The sequence below is a fragment of the Lentzea sp. NPDC004789 genome, assembly GCF_053601075.1.
Genome location: NZ_JBSGBE010000011.1, coordinates 75,667 through 100,070, shown reverse-complemented (window position 1 = coordinate 100,070; position 24,404 = coordinate 75,667). Strand labels below are relative to the sequence as shown.

Here is a 24,404-nt window from a genome sequence, read left to right as displayed (position 1 = left end):
GGAGCGGCAGTGAAGGAAAGAGTGGACGTGATCCTCACCCGCACAGGGGGAGGTGAGATCATCGACGCGACGTTCCGCCGCGCCCGCTCGTCGGACGTGGGGGCGATGCACGAGCTGTCCAAACCGTTCGTCGCCGCGGGCCAGCTGATCGAGCGGGACATCGAGCTCTTCGACGCCTCCGTCGAGGACTTCCACGTGGTGGAGATAGACCACGAGATCGCCGGCTGCGCGGGCATCCGCCGGTTCGGCGGCCTCGCCGAGATCTTCAACGTGGCGGTGGGCGAACGGTGGCAGGGCCTCGGCCTCGGCCGCTTCCTGCTGGCCAGCATGCTGATCGTGCTGGCGGAGGAGGGCTTCGCGGACGCGCTCGTCTTCACCAGGACCACCAGGGACTGGTTCGCGCGGCACGGTTTCGCGGTGCTGGACCCCGCCGCGCTGCCGCCCGAGCGGATCGCCATGATCGACCCCGAGCGCGAGTCGGTGCCCATGACGCGGCCGACCGTGCGCGGGGAGGACGGCGTGGACGTGGTGCCGCAGCTGACCGGTCTGCGGGTCACGTTCGCCGCGTCCGGGGTCGAGCTGGACTGGGACGGGCGGATCGACTCGCTGCTGCCGTTCGCGGAGAAGAACGGCATCGAGGTGGACTCGCTGTGCTGGGGCGGGGTGTGCGGCACCTGCAGCACCAGGCTGACCTGCGGCACGGTCAGCTACCACCTCCAGCCCGAGGTGACGCCGCCGAACGGTGAGGTGCTGCTGTGCATCGCCCGGCCGGTGACCGACCTGGTGCTGGACCTGTGATGGCCGGCGTCACGGTGACCGGGTTGTGGCGGTACCCGGTGAAATCCGTTGGGGGAGAACAGGTCGAGCGGCTGCGGTTCGTGGCCGACGGCGTGCAGGGCGACCGGGCGTTCGCCATCGCCACGCGGGCGGGCGGCCGCGTCCTCACCGCGCGCCGGTCGCCGGAGCTGCTGGAGGCCACCGCGCGCTGGCTCGGCGACGCGGTGGAGCTGACGTTGCCCGACGGCGGCACGGTGCACAGCGACGATCCGGAGAGCGCCGACCGGCTCAGCGACTGGCTGCACCTCGACGTCGAGCTGCGCCGCCCGTCCGGGCAGGCCGTGCAGGTCGAGGAGTACCTGACCGAGTCGGCCAAGCTCGCCTCGTTCGAGCTGCCGCAGTGGGGGTTCGTCGACGAGTCACCGGTGCACGTGCTCAGCGAGGACCTGCTGGCACACGGCCGTGAGTGGCATCCGGATGGCGTGTGGGACGTGCGCCGCTTCCGCCCGAACGTCGTGCTGTCCGCGGGCGAGCTGCCGCACCGGGGCCCGATCGCGGTCGGACGGGTGCTGCTGGACGTGACCGGGCCGTGCCGCCGCTGCGTGATGATCTCGATGGCGCAGCGGGGACTGGCCAAGGACCGCGAGCTCCTGCGGGCGGTGATCACGCGGTCGGACAAGACGTTCGGCAGCTACGCGAACGTGTTGCGCGCCGGTGTGGTGTGCACGGGAGACCAGGTGGCCACCCCCGAGGCCGAGCCGGGGTTCGTGGCCGTGTCCAGAGGAGAACGGGGGATCCGATGAACGAGGTCACCAGGAAGTACAACGAGTCGTGCCGCGCACCCGGCGGCGGGCTCTCCCGCGTCGTCCGGCACGTCGAGCGCGACCCGTCGCTGCGGCACGGCGGCCACCGCTGCACGCTGAGCAGGCCGCTGTTCGTCTCCTCCGCCGAGATCGCGGGCTTCGGCGCCGATCTGCGCCGGATGCTGGAGCTGCTGACGTCGCTGCCGGAACGGATCTTCGACGGGGACCTCGACCGGTTCTGCGCCGCGCTCGGCGTCGAACCGAGCCGCGCCGCGCTGATGACCCGGTTCGGCGGCCGTCCGCCGCAGTTCGTCGGACGGGCCGACGTGCACCGCGACGAGCAGGGCTACAAGATCCTCGAGTTCGGCATCGGCAGCGAGCTCGGCGGGTGGATCTTCGCGGGCGACCTGCCCCGCGCGATGCTGGAGGCCGAGGAGTTCGCCGGGTTCGCCGCGGCCAACCGGCTCGACTTCGTGGACACCGGCCAGGAGCTGGCCGCCGCGCTGCGCGAGGCCTCCGGCGTGGCCGAGCCGGTCGTGGCGCTGGTCGAGGCCAGCGGCGCGCTGTCGACGTGGGGCGACACGTGGTTGCTGATGCAGCAGGGCATGCAGAAGCTCGGCGTCGACTTCCACGTCGGAGAGCTGCGCGACATCACCGAGCGCAACGGCCGGATCATGCTCGGCCAGGTGCCGGTGGACGTGGTCTACCGGGTGTTCGAGGCCGCCGACGTCTGCCACGAGGCGGAGGAGATCGCGCGGGTGGAGCTGGTCGCCAAGGCCCACGAGGAGGGCCGGGTGGTGCTGTGGACCCCGATGGAGGCCAACCTCTACGGCGAGAAGGGTTGTCTCGCCCTGCTCTCCGACCCGGCCTGGGGTGGCGCGTTCACCGCGGAGGAGCGCTCGCTGATCGACCGGATGCTGCCGTGGACCAGGTCGCTGAACCGCGGGTCCGCGGCGGACGTCCAGGAGCTCGTCGAGGAGTGCCGCAACCGGCGCGAGGAGCTCATCCTGAAGCCGAACTCGATGTACGGCGGCATCGGCGTGGTCGCGGGCTGGGAGGCGACGCCCGACCAGTGGTGGACCGCGCTGCGGCACGGCGTGGCCAACGGTGCCATCGTGCAGGAGCGGGTGACGGCCGTGCCCGACGTGGTGGTCGACCCGGAGACCGGGGAAGAGGAGCGTTGGCGGACGTTGTGGGGGCCGTTCTACACACCTCGCGGCTATGCGGGCGCACGGTGCTGGATGGTCCGTGAGGACGGCCCGGCGGTCATCGGCCTCGCACAGGGCAAGGAGGTGCTCGCGGCCGGCGTTTTCCACTGCGACAACTCGACTTCCTGACATCACAGAGGCGGCGTCACGTGACCGATTCCCCACCGGAGACGACCGAACGCCCGCGGCGTGCGGGCGTGGGCCGGGACTTCTCCTTCCAGATCTCCGCAAGCCTGTTCTCGACGCTCGGCGACGGCGCGCTGCTCGCGGCGTTGCCGTTGCTGGCCAAGTCGCTCACCTCCGACGCCCGGCTGATCGCCTGGGTGTCGGCCGCGGCGACCCTGCCGTGGCTGGTGCTGTCGGTGCTCGGCGGCGCGATCGCGGACCGGTTCGACCGCCGGCGCCTCATGATGGGCGCCCAGGTGGCGCAGGCGCTCCTGGTCGGTGTGGTCGCCGTGCTCGCCACCCTGCACCTGACCGAGATCTGGATGCTGTACCTGCTCGCGTTCGGGCTCTGCTGCGCGGAGATCCTCTTCACCAACTCCAGCCAGGCGCTGGTGCCGAGCATCGTGCCGCGCGACAAGCTGGAGACCGCGAACGGGCGGCTGGTCGCGACGGTCTCGGTGTCCAAGGAGTTCGCCGGTCCGCCGCTGGGGGCCGCGCTGTTCACCTTCGCGATGCCGTTGCCGTTCTGGCTCAACGTGGTCACGTTCTCGCTGTCGGTGCTGCTGCTGTCCCGCATCCGGGCCAGGCCCGCCGCGCCGGTGCGGGCCGAGCGGTCCTCGTTGCTCGGCGACGTCGTCGACGGCCTGCGGTGGCTGGGCAAGCACCGGTTGCCGCTCACCCTCACGGTGGTGGCCGGGGCCGGCAACTTCTGCGAGACGATGGCGTTGTCCACGCTGGTGCTGTTCGCCCACGACGTGCTGCACGTCGGCGATCGCGGGTACGGCGTGCTGCTGGCCGCCATGGCGATCGGCGGCATCATCGGCAGCCTCGTCGCCGGCCGGGTGGTCGACCGGTTCGGCGGGTTGCGGGTCGCGGTCGCGGTGCAGATCGTCGGTCCGCTCGTGTGGCTGTCCATCGGGCTGTTCGGCCGGGACGCGATCACCGTCGTGGTGCTGTTCAGCGTGTTCTCGGTCGCGCTGGCGATGTGGAACGTGGTGTCGTACTCGACCCGGCAGCGGGTCGTGCCGGGCGAGCTGCTCGGCCGGGTCAGCGGGGCCGGCCGGATGGCGTCCTACGGCGGGCTGCCGCTCGGCGCGCTGGCCGGCGGGTTCCTCGCGCAGCAGTACGGGCTGATCGCGCCGTGGATCGTCGGCGCCCTGCTGAACATGGTGGTGGTCGCGTTCGCGGTGCCGACCCTGATCCGGCACTGGGAGCGGTGATGCGGCCGCCGCGCCGCACCACCGTCCCCGTGGGGTGACTCAGAGGAAGCCGTGCCCGCCGGTCATGGCCAGGCTGCGGTCCGCGGACCGGCGCGGCGCGGGTGCCTGGTGGTCCGGCCGCCGGGCGTCGTGGTCGTTCATCACCTGGTCGAACGCGGCCGCCAGGCGCACGACGCCTTCGCGCGCGGTCGCCTCGTCGTGCACGAACGGCAGCCGCAGGTAGTTGTCGAGCGTGCTGTCGGCACCGAAGCGCGAGCCGGGCAGCAGGCGCACACCGTGCTCGGGAGCCACCAGCGCCAGCCGTGAGCTGACTCGGGCGCCGAGGTCCACCCACAGGCTGAGCCCGCCGTCGGGCAGGCGGAACGACCACTGCGGCAGCAGCCTGCGCACCGCGTCGGCGAGCACGTCCCTGCCCTGGCGCAGCGACCTCCTGCGCTCGCGCAGCACGTCCGCGTACGACTCGAGCAGCCGGCAGGCGATGATCTGCGGCACGATCGAGTTGCCCGCGTCGGCGGCCGCGCGCAGCGTGACCAGCCGGGAGATCAACGGCGCGGGCGCGCGCACCCAGCCGAGCCGCAACCCGGCCCAGACGATCTTGCTGAAGGACCCGATCATGATCACGTGCGGGGAGCGGTGGGTGGTGGTCGGCCGCAGCGGGGCGTTCTCGTCCAGCGCCAGATCGGAGATCGTCTCGTCGAAGACGACGTGGCCACCGGCCTTCTCGGTGCTCGCGATGACGCGGTTTCTGGTCTCCTCCGGCATGACCAGCCCGGTGGGGTTGTGGAAATCCGCCATGAAATAGCTCAATGCAGGCTTGCGCCGGCCGATGGTTGTTTGTATGAGGTCGGTGTGCCAGTCCGACCCGTCCAGTCCTATCATGAGCGTCTGCCGATTCAGACTGCGCACGGCGTCGACGGCATTCGGATAGGTGGGACTCTCCATCAGCACCTGGTCGCGTTCTTTGGTGAGCAGTCTGATCAGCAGGCCCCAGGCGTGCTGCGCCCCGGCGGTGACCATGACCTCGCTGGGGCTGGTCGGCAGGCCGAGACCGGTGTAGCGCTCGGCCAGCAGCCGGCGCAGCCCGGAGATGCCCTGCAGGTCGTAGCCCGCGTCCTCGACGTTGCCGCCGATGTCGTCGTGCAGCGACTGGGTCGCGTCGTAGAACGACGTGGACGCCTGCGGCGAGGCGATCGTGAAGTCGATGGCGTCGCGGTCCTGGCCTGCCGGTATCCACGACGCGATCCGGTTGGCCTGCTGGTGGTCGGTGGGAATGGTGATGAAGCTGCCGTTGCCGCGCAGGCTCTGCAGGTAGCCCTGCTCCCGCAACAGCCGGTACGCCGCGGTCACGGTGTTGCGGCTGATGCCGAGCTGCGGGGCGAGGGTGCGTTCCGCCGGCAGCCGGCTGCCCAGCGGCAACCGGCCGTCCATTATCAGCGTCCGGAACGCGTTGGCGAGGTCGAGATATGCCGGACCCTGGGATTGCCAGCGTCCGAGCATTCTGTCCACCTGGCTCGCATTCAGAGAGTAGGTCATGGTGACGAGATCTCCCCAGTGTGAGTGCGTTGCGGGCGCATGAGATCAGTTGCGCCTCCCCCCTTGTCGGCCACGCTACCCAGTTCCCGGCTCGCTGGCCGCTCTAAATGTCCGTTGTTCGGCTCCCGGGCCCCCTGAAATTTCCTCGCGAACCGAAATGGTCGCATTCGGACGAGTCCTGTTGTTCGGTCAATTGTGAAGTTCAACTGATCATTGCTGCGGCCAATCGGCGGTATTCGGCGACCGGCAGCTCGCGACGGTCCAGGTCGGGTGTGTCGGTGGCCTCGGTGAGCACCTGCAGGGCGACGTGGTCGGCGCCGGCCTGGTGGTGTTCGGCGACCCGCCCCAGCACGGTCTCCTCGTCACCCCACGCGACCACCGCGTCGACCAGCCGGTCGCTACCGCCGTCGGCCAGGTCCGCGTCGGTGTAGCCCAGCCGGCGCAGGTTGGCCGCGTACCCCCGCTTGGTGAGGTAGAAGCCGAGCGCCTGCCGGGCGATGCCCCTGGCGCGGGCCGGATCGGTCTCCAGCACGACCTTGAGCTCCGGCGCGAGCAGCGGTCCCGCGCCGAGCACGGCCCTGGCCTGGTGCGTGTGCTCGGCGGTGATCAGGAACGGGTGCGCCCCCGCGCTGCGCTGTGCGGCGAGGCGCAGCATGCGCGGCCCGTTCGCCGCGAGCACCCGGCCGGACGGCGGCACGCCCGCGGCGTCGAGCAGGTCGAAGTACTCGATCATCTTGCGGTACGGCGACAGCTCCCACTGCGACGCCTCGCGCGGTCCGTTGCCCAGTCCCAGCAGCAGCCGGTCCGGGTGGCGCGCGGTGATCTTCGCGTGCGCGTCGGCGACCGCCTCCGCCGGATGCACCCAGATGTTCACGATCCCCGTGGCGACCGGGATGCGCGCGGTGTGGTCGAGCACGGCCGCCGCGGTGTCCATGATGGACGGTCCGTTGCCCAGCCAGAGCGCGCCGAACCCGAGCTCGTCCAGCTCGGCAGCGGTGTCCGGCAGCCGGTCGCCCTCGCGCGTCCACAGCCACAACGGGGCCCACAGGCCCACCCGGCCCAGTGACACGGTCACGTCAGCACCTTTCTGACCGCGGCGAAGACCCGGTCCACGTCGGCGTCGGTCGTGCGCCAGTTGCTGAACGCGGCGCGGATCGCCGGGGCGCCCTCGTGCACGGTCGGGGTCAGGAACGCCTCGCCGGTCTCGGCGATCGCGCGCACGACCCGCTTGGTGTCACCGGGCACGGTGAAGCAGACCACGTTGAGCCGCACCGGTTCGAAGACCCGCACCCCCTGCAGCGCGGCCAGCTTGCCGGCGAGCGCACGCGCCGACGCGATGTTGCGGGTCACGATGTCCCGGTGCCCCTCGACGCCGTACGCGGTGAGCGAGAACCAGGCCGCCAGCGCCCGCAGCCGGCGCGAGTTGTCCGGCGTCAGGTGCAGGAAGTCCGGCTCGCCCTCCGGCACGCCGAGGTAGGCGGCGGAGTTCTGGAACACCGCCACCTGCAGGTCGCGCCGGCGGCTGAACTGCACCGCCGCGTCGTACGGGACGTTGAGCCACTTGTGCAGGTCTACACACACCGAGTCGGCTTCGGCTATCCCGTCCACCAGGTGGGCGTGGTCGGGCGACAGCGCGGCGAACCCGCCGAACGCGGCGTCGACGTGCAGCCAGAACGGGAACTCCGCGCGCAGTGCCGCGATGGCCCGCAGGTCGTCGAAGTCGGTGGTGTTCACGGTGCCCGCGTTGGCGACGACGATGGCGGGCCTGCCCTGCTGCTCCTCCAGCGCCGCGCGCAGCGCGCCGAGGTCGACCGCCTCCCGGCCCGGTTGCGCCGGCAGCCGGCGCAACCGGTCGCGGCCCGCTCCCAGCATGGACAGCGCCTTGGGGATGCTGGCGTGCGGAGTGCAGCTCAGCACCTCGAAGTCGCCCAGCGCGGCCACCCCGGACTGCCCGACGCGCACCCCTCGTCGCTCGCCGAGCCACTCCCGCGCGATGGCGAGACCGGTGAAGTTCGAGGCGGTCGCACCGGCCACGAAGGCGCCGGTGTGCTCGGGGCTCAGGCCGAGCAGCTCGCGCAGCCAGCCGACGGTCTCCCGTTCGAGGGCGACCGCCGAGGTGTCCGCGCCCGAGGTGTTGTTCTGGTCGAACACGCCGGTGAGCCAGTCGCCGGCGAGCGCGGCGGGCGTCGTCCCTCCCGTGACGAAGCCGAGGTAGCGGGGTCCCGCGCTGCCGGAGAACCCCGGTTCCCAGCGCTGGGCGAACCTCTCCAGCGCACCGGCCAGGCCGGCGCCGTCGCGCGGCAGCGGGTCGGGCGCCGGGAACTGCGGATGGGGCGCGACCGGGCGGTCGTCGAGGCCGGCCAGCACCTGTTCTGCGAGTCCTCGGGTGTTCTCCAGCAGCTCGGGCAGCGCCGCCAGGTCATGAGCGAGTCGTGGATGCACAGTTCGGACGCTAGCCCGCGGATCCGTGCGGGTCCTGGTCCAATCAGGTAAAACTGGACCATGTCCTTCCACACCGCGCTGGGGGAGTGGCGGCTGCGCAGCCGTCCCCTGGCCGAGTCGTTCGCCTCCGCGGTGCGGGACGCGGTGCTGTCCGGCCGCATCCCCGTGGGCAGCGCGATGCCGTCCGAACGCGCGATCGCCAGTGACCTGGCGCTGAGCCGGGGCACCGTGGTCGCCGGGCTCATGCTGCTGCGGGAGACCGGGTGGGTGCACACCCGGCACGGCAGCGGCAGCGTCGTGCGCCTGCCGTCGCACATGACCGCGCGCACCGCGCCGTGGTCGCTCGACCACGGCGGCGACGTCGAGATCGACCTGACCCGCTCGGTGACGTCCGCGCCGCACGAGGCCTACGTCGCCGCGTCCCGCCGCGCCGTCGAACGGCTGCCGGGCCTGCTGGTCGACGCCGGGACCGCCGACGCGGGCCTGCCGAGGCTGCGCGAGCTGATCGCCGACCGGTACACGAGCGAGGGGCTGCCCACCACGCCGGACCAGATCCTCGTCACCACGGGCGCGATGGCGTCGCTGATCCTGCTCGCCGAACGGCTGCACGACCGCGGCAGGCCGGTCGTGGTGGAGAGCCCGACGTTCCCCGGCGCCCTGGCCGCGCTGCACCGCCACCGGTCGCGCCTGGTGTCGCTGCCGGTCACCGGGACGGGCTGGGACAACGCCGAACACGTGCTGCGCACGAGCGGCGCCGATCTCGCCTACCTCACCCCCGACTTCCACAACCCGACGGGCATGGTGATGTCCGACGAGCAGCGCGCCGAGATCGCGCAGGCCGCGGACCGCCACCAGGTGACCGTCGTCGTGGACGAGACGCTGCGGGATCTCGACCTGCGCACGCCACCGTCGCCGGCCCGGCACCTGACCGGCCGGGGCGTGGTGACGATCGCCTCGACGAGCAAGGTGATCTGGAGCGGCCTGCGGGTCGGCTGGCTGCGCGCCACTCCGCGGCTCGTGCGGGAACTGCTGCTCAACCCGTTGCACGCGACGATGTACCCACCGCCGCTGGAACAGCTGATCGCCCTGGAGCTGCTGTCCGATTTGGACGGTGTGCTGGCGCAACGCCGTGCCCAGCTGCGCGCCCAGCGCGACCACCTGACGGCGTTGCTCGCGCAGCGCGGCTGGACGTTCGACGTGCCGCCGGGCGGCCTCACGCTGTGGGCGCGGCCGCCGGGCGAGACGGGCCCGGTGGTGGCGAACCGGGCCCGGTCGCGGGGCGTGGCGGTGAGCCCGGGGCCGCAGTTCGCCGTCGACCGGACGCTGGCGGACTACGTGCGGCTGCCGTTCACGGCTCCGCCGGACGTGCTCACCAAGGCGGTGGAACGACTGTGACCCTTCCCGGCGCCGGCCGGCGATGCGGCAGATCACGCTGATCGAGTCGATGTCGGCGGTCTTCACCGGCACGCCCTCGGTGGAGGCACCGGGCCCGTTCTGTGTCGCGGGTCACATGATTGCGAGAACCTGAGCCGCCGTCTCGGCGTCTTGCGGAGTGTGAGAGCTGTCCGTGAGCTCGACGAGGACGACCTCGTGCGCCGTGTCGCACGAGGTGACCGCCGTGCCTTCGAGGAGCTCTACCGCCGAACCTCGCCGTGGCTGGCGGTGCGGCTGCGCCGGCGGTGCTCCGACGAGCAGATCGTCGCCGAAGTGCTGCAGGAGACCTACCTCGCGGTGTGGCGAGCCGCCGGCGCGTTCGCCGGCGCCACCACCGGCGGCAGCGCCGTCGGCTGGCTGTGGACCATCGCCGCCAGACGCCTGGTGGACGCGTTCCGCCGCCGCGCCCACCACGCCCAGCCACCCGCCGCCGCCGCGTCCGCGCCCACCGCCCCCGCCGCCGACGAGCCGGTGCTGGACGGGGTGGTCGGCGACGAGGTCGGGGACGCGCTGCGGCGGCTGGCCCCCGAGCTGCGGCAGGTGTTGCTGGCCATGGTGCTCGACGGGCTTTCGGTGCGGGAGACCGCGGTGCTGCTCGGGGTGCCGGAGGGCACGGTCAAGACGCGCGCCCGGCGGGCGCGGATCGCGATGAGGGAGGCGCTGGCATGACCGTTGGCCGAGACCGGCATCCGCGGGGTGAGCGTGGATCGTGGCGGGGGAGCTCTGGCGGGGCGAAGGGTCGCCGGGGCGGCCGCGTTGGCGCGGCTGTGTGCGGCCCGCGAGGCGAGTGCGGATCGCGGCGGAGCAGCCCCGGCTCGACCGCGGACCGCCTGAGCCGCGGCGAAGGAGGCCGGCCATGACCGCGCACCACCCGAGCGAACAGCTGCTCCACCGCTACACGCGCGGTGACGACCTGCCGGCGGACCAGCTGTGGGCCGTCGAGTCGCACCTGGAGACCTGCGCCCCGTGCCGCGCCCGCCTGGCACCGGACCCGATCGCCACGGCGGTGTGGGCCGAGCTCGCGCCGATCATCGAGCGCACCCGCCAGCTGCCGCGCACGCACGCGTGGTGGCGGTGGGTGCACGGGTGGGTCTCGCCGGCGGCCGGGCCGTGGCTCGCGATGATCCTGCTCGTGACCGCCGCGGCCGTGGCGCTGGACCGGCTCGGTTCGGTGGCGGGCGGGCGGGTGTCGCTGGTGCTGCTGGTCGCGCCGGTGTTGCCGGTGCTCGGGGTCGCCGCGTCGTGGGGGCCGGCGCTCGACCCGGCGCACGAGCTCACCGCGGGCACGCCGCGGGCGGGGCTGTCGCTCGTGTTCCGCCGCACCGCGTCTGTGCTCGCGGTGGTGGTGCCGGGCCTGACGGTGGCGAGCCGGCTGACCGGGCTCGGGCTGTCGCGGTGGTTGTTGCCCTGTCTCGCGTTCACCGCCGGGACGCTCGCTCTCAGCGCGCTGGTGGGGGTTACGCGTGCCGCGATCGCGTTCGTCGCGGTGTGGGCACTGGCGATCGTCGTGCCGACGGTCGCGTTCAGCCACACGCCCGCGGCGCTGGCCGTGACGCCGTTGTGGGCAGGTGTGTTGCTGCTGGGAGTCGCGGTGATCGCCTTGCGCAGAAAGGACTTCGCGGAAGCGTGACAGTCCACGAAGGTTACTTCAGGGAGAACGGTATGCACGCGATCACAGCGGAGAACCTCGTGGTCCGGGTGGGCGGCAGACGCGGCCGCAACGCGGTCGACGGGCTGGACCTGCGCCTCGGCCGGGGCGTGCACGGGCTGCTCGGCCCCAACGGCGCCGGCAAGACGACCCTGATCCGCACGCTGGCGACGGTGCGCAAGCCCACCTCGGGAACGCTGTCGCTGCTCGGCACCGCGGTGAACGAGAACCTGCGGCCGGTGCGCAGGCGGCTGGGGTACCTGCCGCAGCACTTCGGCTACTACAAGCGGTTCAAGGTGCGGGAGTTCGTCGAGTACCTGGGGTGGTTGAAGGAGATGCCACCGGCCGAGATCCCCGGCGCCGTCGACCGGGCGCTGCGGCGGGTCGGGCTGGCCGACCGCGCCGAGGACCGCATGAAGTCGTTGTCCGGCGGCATGGTCCGGCGGGTGGGCATCGCGCAGGCCATCGTCAACGAGCCGGAGATCCTGCTGCTGGACGAACCGACCGTGGGCCTGGATCCCGCGCAACGGCTGCGGTTCCGCGAACTGGTCGTCGAACTGGGGCAGCAGGCCTGCGTGCTGATCTCGACGCACCTGGTCGAGGACGTCGCGGCGGCGTGCACGGACGTGGTGCTCGTGTCGGAGGGATCCCTGGTGTTCCAGGGCACTCCGGCCGATCTGGCCACGGCGGGCACCGCCGGGCACGTCGGCGACAGCCCGATCGAACGCGGCTACTCGGCGCTCATCAGCCAGAGCGCGGGTGGTTCGTGGTGACCGCACTGCGCATCGAGCTGCGGCGTTCGACCGCGCTCTGGGCCGGGGCGCTGTTCCTGGTCGCGGGCACCGGAATGCTGTGGTTGACCAGTTCCAGTGGCACGAGGTGGCGGGACAACTCGACGTCGGCGGTGCTGGAGCTCCGCGCGCCGCTGGCGTACGTGTGGGCGTTGATCGTCGGACTGGCGGTCCTGCAAGGCATGCGGGACAGCCGGGCGCAGGTGACCGAGCTGTTCTCCACGGCGCCGCGTCCCGGCCGGGTCAGGCTGGGTGTTCTCGCGTCGGCCGTGGCGGGGGTGGTCGCGGTGGCCGCGGCTCTGCTGTGCGCGGGTCTCGTCGCGCTCGTCGCCGGAGGCGGCGGGTTCGTCTCGGGCGGGTTCGTGCCGCTCATGGCGACCGTCGTGCTCGCGTTCACGTCGAGCGTCCTGCTCGGCCTCGCGATCGGACGGCTGCTGCCCCACCCGCTGACCGTGCCGGTGGCGCTGGTGGCGACGTTCACGGCGGCGGCCACGGCCGCACAGGCGCTGCAGGCGCGGTCCCCGGACGACGAGATCTCCCGGCCGGCGTTGCTCACGCTCGCCTTCGACCCGCCCAGCTCCGATCTGGTGACGACGTCGACGTCTGTCGACATAGGACAGATGGTGTGGTTCACCGGTCTTGGCGTGACGGCGTTCCTCCTGCTGGTGGCGCGGACCCGGCTCGGGCGGCTGGCGGCGCTGGTCCCGGCCGGGCTCGCGGTCGTGCTGGCCGTGTCGGTCCTGCCGGCGAGGTTCTCCGACGTGCTGGTGACCGACTCCATCGCGAGCAAACCGGTGTGCGACGGCCAGGTCTGCCTGAGCCGGGTGCACGAACAGCACCTGGCCGCGGTGGCCGCGGTCGGCAAGGACGTGCTGGCGAAGCTCGCGGTGCTGCCCGACCCGCCCACCGAGGTCCGCGAGGACACCTCGGCGATGGCTCATCTCACCGCACCACAGCGCAACGCCAAGATCGTCTACCTGCGGGCGCAGGACAGCTCCCGGCTGCTGGCGGCACCTCCCGAACGCCTGCGGCTCGAACTGCTCGCCGGCGCGGGCGTCCCCACCTGCACCGCGCCGAACTCGGTCAGCGCCAAGGAGTCCGTGGTGCGCTACCTCACCGCCGGCTACTTCAACGGCGGCCTGGCCGAGCTCGCGTCCGATCCCCACCTGTGGCGCGACGACCGGTTGCGTCCCGAGCTGGAGACGGCCTGGCAGGCCCTGCGCGGCCACTCCGCGCGGGAGCAGCTGAACCGGATCGCGAAGGCGCGGCGGATGTTGCTGGCGTGCGAGGACTCCGAGCGCGTGCTCGACGTGCTGGTGGCGCCGTGATGAGGCTCCTCACGTTGTACGCGCGGTCGCGCGGCGTTCCCGCGGCACTGGTGCTTCTGCCCGTGGTGGTGCTCGCCGCGTGGTCGGCGTTGCACTCGCCGTGGACACCGTTGAGCGTCACGCTGACGTCCCTGGCCGCGGTGCTGGTGATCACGATCGGGCTCGCGGGTCAGGACCCCGAACTGGACGCCACGACCGCGATCCCGTGGCCCGTGTGGAGGTTCGGGCACCTGCTGCTCGCGGCCGTGCTGGCCGCGGCCGCGGTCCTGCTCGTGCAGCACCTGGGACAGGAGCGGTTCGACGCGGCGTTCGTCGTGCGGAACACGGCGGGCCTGGTCGGTCTCGCCGGCCTGGCGGCGACCGCGGCCGGCGCCAGGTTCGCCGCGGCCGCGCCGGTGCTGTGGTGGGCGGTGGCCGCGATCGTGCCTCCCGGACCGCAGTCGGTGCCCGGCAGGATCGCCGCGTGGCCGTTCGGCCCGTTCGACGACCGGGTGGCGACGTGGACGGCGGCCGTGCTGGTGGTGAGCGGGATCGCCGCCTACTCCGCGCGCGGCGGGCGTCGCTGAAACGCTTGCTACTCCATCACTTCGACTTCGTAGTCGGGCTCGTCGTCGTCGGCACGCGGGGGCGCCATGGGGCGCAGGCGCACCGGCTCGGGAGGCGGGGCGAGCGCCTGCTCGCCCCGCTCGGCGAGGGCGTCGAAGTCCTCTTCGGACAGTGCCGTCAGCACGTCGAGCCCGCGGGACACCCGTGCCTCCACGCCCCGGTCGAAGACGTCGGTGGACGCCGCTTCCCGCAACGACTTCCGGCCCGCCAGCACGTCGTCGAGCAGGGTGCGCAACGCCGGGTCGCCGCTCGTGTCGCGCAGCACCCGCAGCTCGTCGGGCGAGGGCATGTCAGACTCCAGGGTGGTCGTAGGCGCCCTTGGGCAGCGGATGCTCGGTCAGCGACTCCAGCTTCGACAACGCGCCGACGATCACCGTCATCGACAGCAGGAAACCGTTGTACGCCTTGTCGTGCGTCTCGACGATCAACCGCCACACCCCGGTGGCCTTCTTGATCCGCAACGCGGCCAGGGCGTACCCGCCGATCGCGCCCACCCCGGTCTCGACGGTGGCGGTGCCGATCGCCGCCGCGATGGCCGCCTCCAGCATGATGTCGAGCAGCTGCTCCAACAGGCTGTCCAGCAGCTTCGACAGGGTCCAGATCCGGTACGCGACCAGGTGCAGCTCCCCGCCGATCGTCGTCAGGGCCTCCTGCTGGGCCGCGACCGCGTCGGCGAGCCCGGTGAAGTACGCGTCCGCGGCCGACGCCGCATGGCCGTGCCACGACTTCATCAGCACCGTCTTGTGCTCGGTCAGGGTCCGCCCGTACGCCGCGTAGAACTCGCCGAGGTGCACCATCGCGCTGCCCGCCCGCCCGTACGCGGCCCAGTCGCCGGTGACGCGGTCGACGAGCCACTGGCCGGGGTTGACGCCACCGGTGACCCACTCCGTGAGCTTCATGACCGAGTGGCTCACGTTCAGCCAGTCGCTGACGGACAGCAGGTCGTCGGCGGCACTCGGGATCGCGCCCTTCGCCTCCGGCGGCACCAGCGCCTCGACCGGCTTCACGGCTTCTCCGGGTAGGTGTCGTCGAGCCGTTGGGCGCTGGCCTGGTCGGTGCGCGAGTACATCGTCGCCGACCGCACGATCTCCAGCGCGCTGGCGTCGACGAGCTCCTTGAGCCGGTCGAGGTTCCTGGTGACGGCGGCGGAGACCTCGCCGACGCGCTTGATCGCCTCGCCCCAGAAGACCCCGCCGGCCGCGCCCTTCTGCGCGCTGGTCAGCGCCACGTGCTGCTGCGCGTACCCCTTGCCCGTCGCCGCCTGGTCGGCGAGGGCGGAGAGCTGTGCCTGGAACGCGTGGAGGGCTCCGGGCTGAACGCTGAACGACATGCCGGCCATTACCGCAGACCGGCTGATCCCCGCGCTACTTCTGTTCCGTTTCCACGGGGTCGAGCAGCCAGCGGACGGGCGGCGACGGGTCGTCGACCACGAAGTAGCGGACGCGGCTGAAGTGGTTGTCCGCGGTGTTCACCAGGTCGATGTGGCCCTGATCGAGCAACCACTGCCGGGCCGGCAGGACGACGGCCAGGGGGATGGCGGTTCCGCACGTCTCGGTGAGGACGTCGATCGCCGCGTCGAGGACGGCTTTCGGGTTCGCGGAGGCCTGGTCCAGGACGAGGATCAGGCCGTCGGCCTGGCCGGCGAACGGCCAGTCCTCCAGGTGGACGTGCTCGTCCGTCGGCGGAAAGGCGCGCACGAGCGCCGACCTGTCGCCGATCACCGGGAAGTGCGCGGCGGGGACGGCTGGCAGCGGGGCGTGGCAGTGGTCGCAGAGGGCGGGCAGCGCGCGTTTGCCGTTGCGCAGCAAGGTGGGCAGGCGGTGGCCGCACAGGCAGGTCCGGCGCAGGACGCCCTGGCGGCCGGGGGCCAGGTCGTGGTGGACGCGGCCGCAGGGGCAGCGGAACGCCGGGTGGCGCAGGCGCCGGCGACACGTGTCGCACTCGACGGCGACGGACCGGGCGGTGTCGAGCCGGCGCAGTGCGCGGGCCGCGGCCCGGACGGTCAGGGCCGCCAGCGTGGCCAGAAGTGCGTGCGCGGCCGTGGTCGTGGCGATCAGCAGGGCCGCCGCGGCGAAGCCCAGGGCGTAACCGCCCGCCAGGCTCGCGGGGTGCAGGATCAGGGCGCCGTCGTGGGTCCTGGCCGACTGGCGGCGCCACAGGCGGGCGAAGAGCGAGTCGCGCAACGCCGGATCGGGCAGCGCCACAAGTCTGTCGTGGGCCGCGCGCACCGCGGTACGTCCCCGGTGCCACGCGCCGCGCGGGGTCGGGCCGGTCAGGTAGGCGGGGTCCCAGCCCGGTCCGGGGTGCACCGGCGCCCGCCGGGTCAGGGTGCGGGCCGCGGCGGCCAGGCCGATCAGCGTGCTCGTCAGGGAGGTGACCGCGAACAGCAGCAAGGCCAGTGGTGCGAGGAAGACCGCGATCGCGAGGGTGCGCACGGGCTAGCTCCTGTCCTTGGCCACGCCGTACGCGCCGAACGTGGTCAGCAGCCACAGCAGCGGGTCCGCCACCCGGTAGCCCGCGAACCTGGCCGACAGCGCGAAGCAGCGGTGCCGGGGCGGGAGCGGGGCGCCGCCCCAGCGGGCCAGCCACGCCGTCACCTCGTGGTGCACGTCAAGGCCGTCCGGCTCCAGGTAGGCGTGCGCGTGCGGGCTGGGGCGGCGCAGCGGTGAGCCGTGCTCGACCGCGTCCCACACCAGGTCCAGCTTGCTCAGGGTCACCGCGACCGGGAGGCCGGGTGGCCAGGCCGGGACGGTGAGTGGCGGTTCCGCGCTCCGGCCGAACAGGGCCCGCACGCCAGGTAGGTGAGCCGGATCGACCAGGTGCACCACACCTGCCGCACCAGGCGGAACATCCTCTGTGGACAGTTCGTGCAGAGCGAGCACCACCGGGGCGGCGTTCGAGCGACGCAGGCTGAGCAGCACCGGGGCCGCGTGGTCACCGAGCAGGCGCACCGACAGACCGGGAACGGCGTGGGCGACCTCGCCGGTCGACAGCCCGCGCAGGAGCTCCGCGAGCCACGTGCTCTTGCCGGACCGGGCCGCGCCCGTGACGAGGATCGTGTGGCTCGGCCCCTCGGCGTACTCGCGCGGCACCCTCCGCGCGCAGGCCGGGCAGAGGCGCCGGGGCTGCGGAAGCCGGCCGTGCGGGCATCGGTTGTGGCGCAGCGCTTTCGCGGGGAAGGACGAACGGACCGGGCACAGCGGTCCGCAGTGCATCAGCAGGTCGCCACTGGAGCAGTGCCGGTGGCAGTACGGGCAGATCATCACCGCACGACCAGGTCGCGTGGGTCGGGATGGCACACCCACGTCGAGTCGTCCAGCGCGAACGCCCGCAGGTGGACCGGGCCGCGCAGGGTCGCGGGCACGGTGAACTCGGCTCGGCCAGTCCGCTCGCCGCCGGGCAGCGTCGCCAGCACGACGCCGTCGTCCGGGGTCAGCGGGCGGCGGGCGGACTGACCGAGGACGACGACGGCGGGCAGCGGTGCCGCGGACTCCACCAGCAGCTCACGGGTGCGGGCCCGCCCGCGCAGGTGGTAGCGGAGCTGGACCGGGCAGGGCGACTCGACTGTCGCAAGTGGACCGAACTGGTCGTCGGCCGTGCAGACGCCGAACCAGTGCGAGCCCGGTTCGGCGGCCGTCACGCGCAGGCCTCTGGTCAGGTAGGCCGCTCTCGTGACGCGCAACCGGTGGGCCGCCGGGTCGTCCGGGCCGGTGGGCGGGGTGCCGTGCCGCCAGACGACCTGCACGGCACGGGTCCAGGCCGGCCAGTGCCACGACAGCTGGACCTGGGCGCCGAGCCGGACCGCCTGCAGTCCGGTGATGTGCTCCGGCGGGATCTGCACGTTCGCGGGAAGGCCGATCGCGGCGAACGCCCCGGACGTCGTCACCGGGACCAGGGTGCGTGCTCCGGCCAGGTCGGCGGCGGCCACTCGCGCGTGCCCGGTCCGGCTGCCGGCGACGAGCGGTCCCGCCGCCTCCGCCTGGTCGAGCCGGACGACGCCCGCGGGTGCCGCCTCGGGGTGGGCGAGCACCCGGATGCCGACCTCGTCCCCGGCGGCGGGTGTCCACGACAGGTCGACGACGTCACCGTTCGCCACGGCGTGCAGGTCGGTGACCGTCCCGGGTTCGCCGAGGCACACCACCGCGATCTCGATGCCCTGGCTGCGTGCCTCGGGGTACTCGACCTGGACGCGATAGGTGACCGTGGCGCCGGGCCGCACCTGCGGGTCGGTGAAACCCGTCTCGCTCGCGGCGATCTCGGTGCCCGCACGCAGGATCACCGCCCGCACCGCGCCCGACGGCAGCCGCCACCGGCCCAGCACGACGCCCGGCTCGGCGGTCAGCCGCAGGTCGGTGACCTCCGGCAGCACCGCAATCGCTTGCGCCGCCGTGGTTCCGCCTGGCGAGCCCTCGCGCAACGCCGTGACGCGGTAGACGGAGAGCCGCCCGGCCGGGGCTTCCCGGTCGACGAACGGCGGCGCGGTCGTCTCCTCCACCAGCACGGTGGTGCCGCGGCAGACGCGGTAGCCGATGCGGCCCGCGGTCGACGGGGACGGTGACCAGCCGACGACGACTTCGGTGCCGGTCACGACGGCGTCCACCGTCGCGGGCGCGGCGGCCGGGCACCGCAGCAGGCCCTCGGTGACGGCCGGATCCGCGAGCTCCCGGGCGATCGCGAGATAACCGGCCGCGGCTTCTTCCGGTGCGTGCGCCTCACGAGCGCGAGCGTCCGCCAGCGACGCGCGCAGCCGGTCGACGTCAGAGCGCAGCTCGTCGCGGACGCGCACCCACGGCTCGGGCACTGGGCGCGAGTCCAGCACGGCCAGCGCGTCGGGCAGCCGGCGCTCCGCGACCGCGGCGAAGTACTCCTCCGCCCACGACGTCTCGTCGCGCGAGACCCACACCGCGTACGCGATGTCCTCGGGATCGGCGGTCAGCCCCGCCGCCGCACACCGTTGCGGCTCGGCCAGGTCCCGCACCGCGGGGTAGCCGCACACGGCGGCCGCGGTCAGGTCGGCCACCAGCTCGTACGCGAGTGCGGCGGCCAGGCCGCCCGGTTGCGCCGTCCACGGCCGCACGAGCGCGAGCACACCCCGTTCGGCGTCGGCCGCCTGGTTGCGGGCGACGACCCGCAACCGTTGCCGGCGCAGCTCCACCTCGGCCGCCGTGGTGTCCACTCCGGACAGTTCCGGCGTGAGCGAAAGGTAGTCCCACAACGACATCTGCGCGAGGTCGGCCAAGTGCTCGCGCAGCGTCGGCCACCGCTTGGGCTGGATGGGCCACAGCAGCGCGACGGGCTCGCGCACGGCGGCGCCGACGGCCTCCAGCGCGGCCACCACGTCCGGTCTGCTCCACCGGCCCGCGGCGTTGCGCACGAGCGCGGCGATCTCGTGCGGCGTCATCGCGGGTGCTCCGTGCAGGCGGTGGCGCACCACCTCGACGAGTGCCTCGTGCTCGTGTTCCACCGACTCGCGATGCCGGGCGCGGCTCACCGGATCGCGGAGCACCGCGGCGGCCGTGGCGTGGGAGGCGTGCAGGCGTTCGCAGGCCACGGCGTACTGGCGCGACTCGGCCGTGCCCCACCGCGCGGGCTGCCCGCCCAGTGCACTGTCCACTTCGGACTGGGTCGCGTACGGCGACAGCCGGTACACGCGGAAGTAGTTGCGGTGCGGCGACCACCCGGTCTGCACCGGCACCAGCACGTCGTCGGTGTAGGAGGCCATGTCAGCGGCGGATCCCCGGCAGGGGAGCGCTCATCTCGTCCTCGGTCATCGCCCCCGCCACCTTCGCCTCCAGCCGCAGGCTCGCGTCGCGCGCGCGGACGTGCACGTGCAGAACGCCGTCGCCGCCCAGCTCGAACTCGATCTCCACCGGCTCGCCCTTCGGCACGCCCGCGGGCAGTCCGGTGATCTCGCCGTCGACCAGGGCGGTGTGGTCCGCCGGGTCGTCGGCCAGGTCGCCGAGCACGAACCCGGTGGCCGACTCGCAGACCCGGATGGCCATCCGGCGCTGGCCGTCCCGGATCGTGCACACCTCGTGGTGCCGCACGACCGGGACGTCGGTGCCGGGCGGGATCAGCCACAGCACCCCGTGGCCGAGTGCCGGACGGTCGGCGTCGCGCACCACCGCCACCCCGTACCCCTTGGCGGTCACGGTGTCGACCTCGTCGGCGGAGTTCTGGCCGAGCGCACGTCTCGCCATCCGCGCCGCGCCTTTGGCGACGGTGTGGTCGGCGTCGTGGGCCAACCGCGCGGGTGGCAGCTCGGGCAGCTGCTCGGCGAGCGTGCGCGCCACGGCCGGACCGCGGGACATGCCACCGGACAGCAGCAGGTCGTCGATCTCCTCGACACCGCCTCGCCTGGCCAGTTCGAGTGCGTCGCGGGTCAGCTCGACAGTCCGGTCGAGCAGGTCCGCCGTGGCCTCCTCGTACTCCTCCCGGGTCACCGTCACGGGATGCGTCGCGCCGTCCCGGCCCGGGATCAGCGCGGTGTGCCGGTCGGCGCCGGTGAGCGCGATCTTGAGCTGCTCCACCTGCCGGGTCAGGCCGCCCATCGCCAGCGGGTCGCCGCGCACCGCGTCCCCGGCGGAGTTCGCCCGCGCCAGCACGAGCGCGGTGAGCCGCCGGTCCCAGTCCGCGCCGCCCAGCCGGTGGTCGCCCGCGATGGCCACCACCTTCGCGGGCACGCCCTCCTCGACCCGGATGACGGTCACGTCGAACGTCCCGCCGCCGAGGTCGTACACCATCGCCGTGCGTCCGCCGCCTTGGTGCAGCCCGTGCGCCACGGCCGCCGCGACGGGTTCGTTGACCAGGTCGAGCAGGTTGAGCCGGGCCAGCGCGGCCGCCTGCGCGGTGGCCCTGCGCTCGGCCGCGCCGAAGTAGGCGGGGACGGCGATGACCGCGTCGGCCACCGGCCCGGTCTCCGGCACAGCGGAACCGAGGTGGCGCAACGCGTCCTGGACGACCTTGATCAGGATCACCGCCGACACCTGCTGCGGGTGGTAGCGGCGCCCGGCCGCGTCCACGGTGACGTTCGCCCTGCCCATCTCGCGTTTGATCAGCGACACGACCCGGCCGGGCTCCCGGTCGCGGCGGGCCACGGCCGCGCTGCCGACCACCGCCGTGCCGTCCTCGGCGAAGTAGACCACCGACGGCGTGGTCGGCTCGCCGTCGGCGTTGGGCAGCACGACCGCGTCCCGCCCGCGCATCGTGGCCACGCACGTGTAGGTTGTGCCGAGGTCGATGCCCAGCACCGGCCTGGCCGGCTCAGTTCGCGTCACCGGACTCCGTTCCTCCGTCCGCGGGCGGCAGCACGCCGGGACTGATGTCGAACACGTCGATCTCCGCCGTGGGGTCGTAGGCCGGCACCGCGATCCGCTCCGCCGGCCGGTGCGGCGCCACGGGAATCGCGGCCGCCGTACCGCCGTTGACGATCACGGTCGGCTGGTTCGCGCTGCCCAGGATCGCCTGCAGCCGTTCGAGCGCGCGGCGGTCCAGCCCGTACAGGTCGGACAGCGCCTGCTCCTGGGCGATGAGCTCCTCCCGGCGCACCTCCAGCTGCTTGCGCTGGATGTCGTTGATCACCTGCTGGTTGAGCAGCTCCTGTTCGAGCTGGCGGAACTGCTGCTGGCGCTGCACGTACTTGCGGTACTCCTGGTTGAGCTCGTCGGAGGCGAACCGGATCGCGCCGATCGTCGTCTCGCGGGCGTCGACCCGCAGCTCGGCCAGCGCCTGCGTGATCTGGATCTTCAGCTTGCCGCGCACGTCGGCGAGCTGGTGGATGAACTTGTCGATCTCGCCGCCGCTCGTGCGTTCGGTGAAGTAGCCCTTGACCTTCTCCCCGAGCACCCGGCCGACGAACCGCTTGACGGCCGCGGACTTGCGGCCGCCGATGTCGCCCTCCGCCTCCTCGCCGAACCGCTTGACCAGGTACGGCGCGGCATGCGGCGGGATGGACAGCGTCTGGCTCAGGTCGACCTCCAGCTCGAAGCCCTGGATCGTCACCCGCAGCGGGCCGAGCTCCGAGTCGTAGCGGTCCTCGTTGCCGGACTTCTCGCCCCACGTCAGGGTGAGCTCGCGGACTGGGATGTGCACGACCCGCGCGAACAACGGGTTGATCGCGTACTTCGCCCCGCCCGGCAGGATGTCGGTCTGCAGGCCGCTGCGCCCGCCGCCGGCCAGGAACACCCACGGCAGCTGGAAGTTGTCGTGACCCGGCACCGAGGGTGCCGGGACGTTCGGGTCGTCGGGGGCGGGCGCGTCGGTGACGATGACGACCCCGACGTCCTCGCTGTCGACCGACAGCAGCTCCAGGTCCTTCGCGCCGACCGGGAACCCGCTGGGCAGACTGTCCACTGTGTACACCTCGAACAGCTCGGGGTCGATGGCGTACTCCTCGCCGCCCCGCAGGATCTGCAGCTGCATGCCCTTCTCGCCGCCCTGGAGGAAGGCCGCGACGTTCTGGAAGCTGTCGCAGTCGACGTACGCGGCGAGGTCTCGGCTCGCCGGCACGCTGCTGCCCACCCTGGCCTTGACCAGGCCCACCGTGCCGACCGGGACGCTGATGTAGTCGTACTCGCGGACGTTGTACAGCCACGGCCACAACGGGAGCATCTGCCCGCCCCGCAGGACGCGCATGGTGCTCAGCACGTACTTCTCGCGCGACATGTTCGGTTGCGGCACCACCCACTTGCGGGTGGCCACGGCGAACCGGTGCAACGAGAGATGGCGCATCCTGCGCAGCACCAGCGCCGCGAGGCCGATGAGCACCGCGGCCAGCACGATGAAGATCACTAAGCCTTCGATCATGGGAATTCGCTCCGGATTCGCCGGTGTACCGCGGAAACAGTGACGTTCCAGGTGTCGAACCACGAGCCGGTGACCCGGTCGTGGCGCAGGGTCGGGAAGAACGCGGCCCCGGCGCCCGCGACCCAGCTCGCGTAGTCGGCGGGAATGGTCAGCGGGTCGCCCCAGCCGAACAGCTCCGCGAGGTCGGCCACCTCGGTCCCGGTGCGATCCGCGAGAAGACCGCGCTGGGCCAGGAAACCGTGCTTGCCGTCGGTGCCTTCGTGCCACACGCGCGCGCAGTCGAGCAGCAGCTGCCTGCCGATGGACGCGACCTCGTCCGGTCCCGCCCAGCCCAGCTCCGCGCAGCCCGCCGCGGCCAGCAGCGCCGCCGTGGTGCGCCGGTCCGCCAGCACCAGATCGCCGTCGGCGAGGGCGGCGGCGATCGCGGTCACCGCAGGGTCAGTGAAGTCGTTGGTGCTGATGGGTTTCCTGGCCGCACACTCGCGCAACGCCCGCAGCTGTGCCGCGGTGGGCAGCGCGCCGGCGCGGGCGTCGAGGAACGCGTCCGGTTCGGTGCAGTTGCCGACCAGCACCGGCAGCACCTCGACCCCGCGCCGCCGGGCGGCCAGCCGCATGTCCCGCACCGCCGGGTCCGGCCGTTCGGACACGACCACGACCAGAACCGCCGCGTCCGCCAGGGAGTCCGGGTCGGCGGACGTCCGCACGGCCAGTCCCGCGTCGATCAGGCAGGCCCGCAGCCGCGCGGTGTACCCGCGCCCGTTCCCGCCGCACAGCACGACTTCCGCGCCGATGGTGGCGAGGTCGTCCAGCACGTCCCGCACCGACGGGCGGTGTTCGGGCCGTTTGTCGAGGGCTCGTGCCACCAGCTCGCGCACGGTTCCCGGCACGTCCCGGAGGTCCGGGGCCGACTGGGTGAGGGTGCTGCCCACGCCGGGGAAGGCGGGACGTCCAGTGGCGGCGTAGTAGATCAGGCACCCCCACGAGAACACGTCCGAAGCCGGCGACGGCTGTGCTGCCGCGCGCGGGTCCATCAGCTCAGGGGCGAGGTAGGGCAGTGTGCCGACGACGTGATCGGTGGTGGTCAGCCGGACGAGGTCGGAGAGGTCCGCGGCGATCCCGAAGTCGATCACCATGGCGCGTTCGCCGGTCATCATCACGTTGGAGGGCTTGAGATCCCGGTGCACGATGCCGCGTTCGTGGATGTCCCGCAACGCCAGCGCCGTGTCCTTCGCGAGCGCCGGCACGCGGTCGCCCGGCAGCCGGTCGACGTCCGCGAGGCTCTTCCCGTCGACCAGCTCGGTCACCACGTACATCTGCTCGGACTCCAGATCCGCGTCCAGCACCCGCGGGACGTACGGGGACCTGATCGACATGGCGGTCCGGAACTCACGGGTGAACCGCGCGCGGTACTTCGGGATCGCCGAGTACGCGGGGTTGATCACCTTGATCGCGACCTCGCGGTCCGTGCCCGACCACGTGGCCCGGTACACCGCGCCCATGCCACCCGCGCCGAGGCGGCCGAGCACCCGGTACGGCCCCAGCCGGCGCGGGTCGTCGGGGCTCATCCGTCACCCTCTTCCGGCCGGAGCCGATCGGTGCGGGCAGCGTAGGCCGTACGGCCCCGAACCGGCGGCCGTGCGGAGC

General features: G+C 72.8%; 22 protein-coding genes. 10 read left to right on the top strand and 12 right to left on the bottom strand.

Features of this window, described 5'->3' with window-relative positions; all coding sequences use genetic code 11:
• The first annotated feature begins 9 nt into the window (after positions 1-9).
• Genes ACWEIJ_RS24850 through ACWEIJ_RS24835 form a run of 4 tightly spaced genes read left to right on the top strand, consistent with a single transcriptional unit; the run spans position 10 to position 4,173 of the window.
• Positions 10-798: a GNAT family N-acetyltransferase gene (locus tag ACWEIJ_RS24850; RefSeq protein WP_449839620.1), complete on the top strand. Its 789-nt coding sequence runs from the start codon at positions 10-12 to the stop codon at positions 796-798.
• Positions 798-1,580, top strand: a complete 783-nt coding sequence (locus tag ACWEIJ_RS24845; RefSeq protein WP_449839619.1) for an MOSC domain-containing protein — start codon at positions 798-800, stop codon at positions 1,578-1,580. The genes ACWEIJ_RS24850 and ACWEIJ_RS24845 overlap by 1 nt, the downstream gene beginning before the upstream one ends.
• Complete coding sequence (locus ACWEIJ_RS24840) at positions 1,577-2,917, top strand: hypothetical protein (protein ID WP_449839618.1); 1,341 nt, start codon at positions 1,577-1,579, stop codon at positions 2,915-2,917. Before ACWEIJ_RS24845 ends, ACWEIJ_RS24840 begins: the two co-directional genes overlap by 4 nt.
• Positions 2,918-2,937: 20 nt before the next feature.
• Positions 2,938-4,173 carry an MFS transporter gene (locus ACWEIJ_RS24835; RefSeq protein WP_449839617.1) on the top strand — a complete coding sequence of 412 codons (1,236 nt, stop codon included), beginning with the start codon at positions 2,938-2,940 and terminating at the stop codon, positions 4,171-4,173.
• Positions 4,174-4,212: 39 nt separating this feature from the next.
• Here the strand turns inward: ACWEIJ_RS24835 and yczR are convergent, their stop codons facing one another.
• The 3 genes from yczR to ACWEIJ_RS24820 form a co-directional block, all read right to left on the bottom strand.
• Positions 4,213-5,706, bottom strand: a complete 1,494-nt coding sequence (gene yczR, locus ACWEIJ_RS24830; RefSeq protein WP_449839616.1) for a MocR-like transcription factor YczR — start codon at positions 5,704-5,706, stop codon at positions 4,213-4,215.
• 202 nt (positions 5,707-5,908) lie between these two features.
• Positions 5,909-6,781 carry an LLM class F420-dependent oxidoreductase gene (locus tag ACWEIJ_RS24825; protein ID WP_449839615.1) on the bottom strand — a complete coding sequence of 291 codons (873 nt, stop codon included), beginning with the start codon at positions 6,779-6,781 and terminating at the stop codon, positions 5,909-5,911.
• Positions 6,778-8,148: a pyridoxal phosphate-dependent decarboxylase family protein gene (locus ACWEIJ_RS24820; RefSeq protein ID WP_449839614.1), complete on the bottom strand. Its 1,371-nt coding sequence runs from the start codon at positions 8,146-8,148 to the stop codon at positions 6,778-6,780. The genes ACWEIJ_RS24825 and ACWEIJ_RS24820 overlap by 4 nt, the downstream gene beginning before the upstream one ends.
• A gap of 60 nt (positions 8,149-8,208) precedes the next feature.
• Here ACWEIJ_RS24820 and ACWEIJ_RS24815 point away from each other — a divergent pair, with 60 nt between their 5' ends.
• The 6 genes from ACWEIJ_RS24815 (at position 8,209) to ACWEIJ_RS24790 (ending at position 13,915) form a co-directional block, all read left to right on the top strand.
• Entirely contained in the window at positions 8,209-9,543 is a 1,335-nt protein-coding gene (locus ACWEIJ_RS24815) for an aminotransferase-like domain-containing protein (protein WP_449839613.1), read from the top strand.
• Between the two features lie 159 nt (positions 9,544-9,702).
• Positions 9,703-10,251: an RNA polymerase sigma factor gene (locus ACWEIJ_RS24810; protein WP_449839612.1), complete on the top strand. Its 549-nt coding sequence runs from the start codon at positions 9,703-9,705 to the stop codon at positions 10,249-10,251.
• 187 nt (positions 10,252-10,438) lie between these two features.
• Positions 10,439-11,212 (top strand): zf-HC2 domain-containing protein, encoded by a 774-nt coding sequence (locus ACWEIJ_RS24805; protein WP_449839611.1) that lies wholly within the window; start codon positions 10,439-10,441, stop codon positions 11,210-11,212.
• A gap of 32 nt (positions 11,213-11,244) precedes the next feature.
• Positions 11,245-12,003, top strand: coding sequence for an ABC transporter ATP-binding protein (locus ACWEIJ_RS24800; protein WP_449839610.1), 759 nt, complete (start codon positions 11,245-11,247; stop codon positions 12,001-12,003).
• Positions 12,000-13,349 (top strand): hypothetical protein, encoded by a 1,350-nt coding sequence (locus ACWEIJ_RS24795; protein WP_449839609.1) that lies wholly within the window; start codon positions 12,000-12,002, stop codon positions 13,347-13,349. The genes ACWEIJ_RS24800 and ACWEIJ_RS24795 overlap by 4 nt, the downstream gene beginning before the upstream one ends.
• Positions 13,346-13,915, top strand: a complete 570-nt coding sequence (locus ACWEIJ_RS24790; protein ID WP_449839608.1) for a hypothetical protein — start codon at positions 13,346-13,348, stop codon at positions 13,913-13,915. Before ACWEIJ_RS24795 ends, ACWEIJ_RS24790 begins: the two co-directional genes overlap by 4 nt.
• Before the next feature lie 8 nt (positions 13,916-13,923).
• Here the strand turns inward: ACWEIJ_RS24790 and ACWEIJ_RS24785 are convergent, their stop codons facing one another.
• From ACWEIJ_RS24785 to ACWEIJ_RS24745, 9 genes are read right to left on the bottom strand one after another with little or no spacing between them, the layout of a single operon-like run.
• Positions 13,924-14,244, bottom strand: a complete 321-nt coding sequence (locus ACWEIJ_RS24785; protein ID WP_449839607.1) for a hypothetical protein — start codon at positions 14,242-14,244, stop codon at positions 13,924-13,926.
• 1 nt (position 14,245) lies between these two features.
• Positions 14,246-14,962: a hypothetical protein gene (locus tag ACWEIJ_RS24780; RefSeq protein WP_449839606.1), complete on the bottom strand. Its 717-nt coding sequence runs from the start codon at positions 14,960-14,962 to the stop codon at positions 14,246-14,248.
• The gene (locus ACWEIJ_RS24775; RefSeq protein ID WP_449839605.1) at positions 14,959-15,285 is read right to left on the bottom strand and encodes a hypothetical protein; all 327 of its coding nucleotides are present in this window, start codon (positions 15,283-15,285) and stop codon (positions 14,959-14,961) included. The genes ACWEIJ_RS24780 and ACWEIJ_RS24775 overlap by 4 nt, the downstream gene beginning before the upstream one ends.
• Positions 15,286-15,319: 34 nt before the next feature.
• The gene (locus ACWEIJ_RS24770) at positions 15,320-16,390 is read right to left on the bottom strand and encodes a hypothetical protein (RefSeq protein WP_449839604.1); all 1,071 of its coding nucleotides are present in this window, start codon (positions 16,388-16,390) and stop codon (positions 15,320-15,322) included.
• Positions 16,391-16,393: 3 nt separating this feature from the next.
• Positions 16,394-17,218, bottom strand: coding sequence for a hypothetical protein (locus ACWEIJ_RS24765; protein WP_449839603.1), 825 nt, complete (start codon positions 17,216-17,218; stop codon positions 16,394-16,396).
• Positions 17,218-19,677, bottom strand: a complete 2,460-nt coding sequence (locus tag ACWEIJ_RS24760; protein WP_449839602.1) for a hypothetical protein — start codon at positions 19,675-19,677, stop codon at positions 17,218-17,220. Before ACWEIJ_RS24760 ends, ACWEIJ_RS24765 begins: the two co-directional genes overlap by 1 nt.
• A gap of 1 nt (position 19,678) precedes the next feature.
• The gene (locus ACWEIJ_RS24755) at positions 19,679-21,232 is read right to left on the bottom strand and encodes an Hsp70 family protein (protein ID WP_449839601.1); all 1,554 of its coding nucleotides are present in this window, start codon (positions 21,230-21,232) and stop codon (positions 19,679-19,681) included.
• Positions 21,219-22,760: an SPFH domain-containing protein gene (locus tag ACWEIJ_RS24750; RefSeq protein ID WP_449839600.1), complete on the bottom strand. Its 1,542-nt coding sequence runs from the start codon at positions 22,758-22,760 to the stop codon at positions 21,219-21,221. The genes ACWEIJ_RS24755 and ACWEIJ_RS24750 overlap by 14 nt, the downstream gene beginning before the upstream one ends.
• The gene (locus ACWEIJ_RS24745; protein WP_449839599.1) at positions 22,757-24,325 is read right to left on the bottom strand and encodes a serine/threonine-protein kinase; all 1,569 of its coding nucleotides are present in this window, start codon (positions 24,323-24,325) and stop codon (positions 22,757-22,759) included. The genes ACWEIJ_RS24750 and ACWEIJ_RS24745 overlap by 4 nt, the downstream gene beginning before the upstream one ends.
• Between the last annotated feature and the right edge of the window lie 79 nt (positions 24,326-24,404).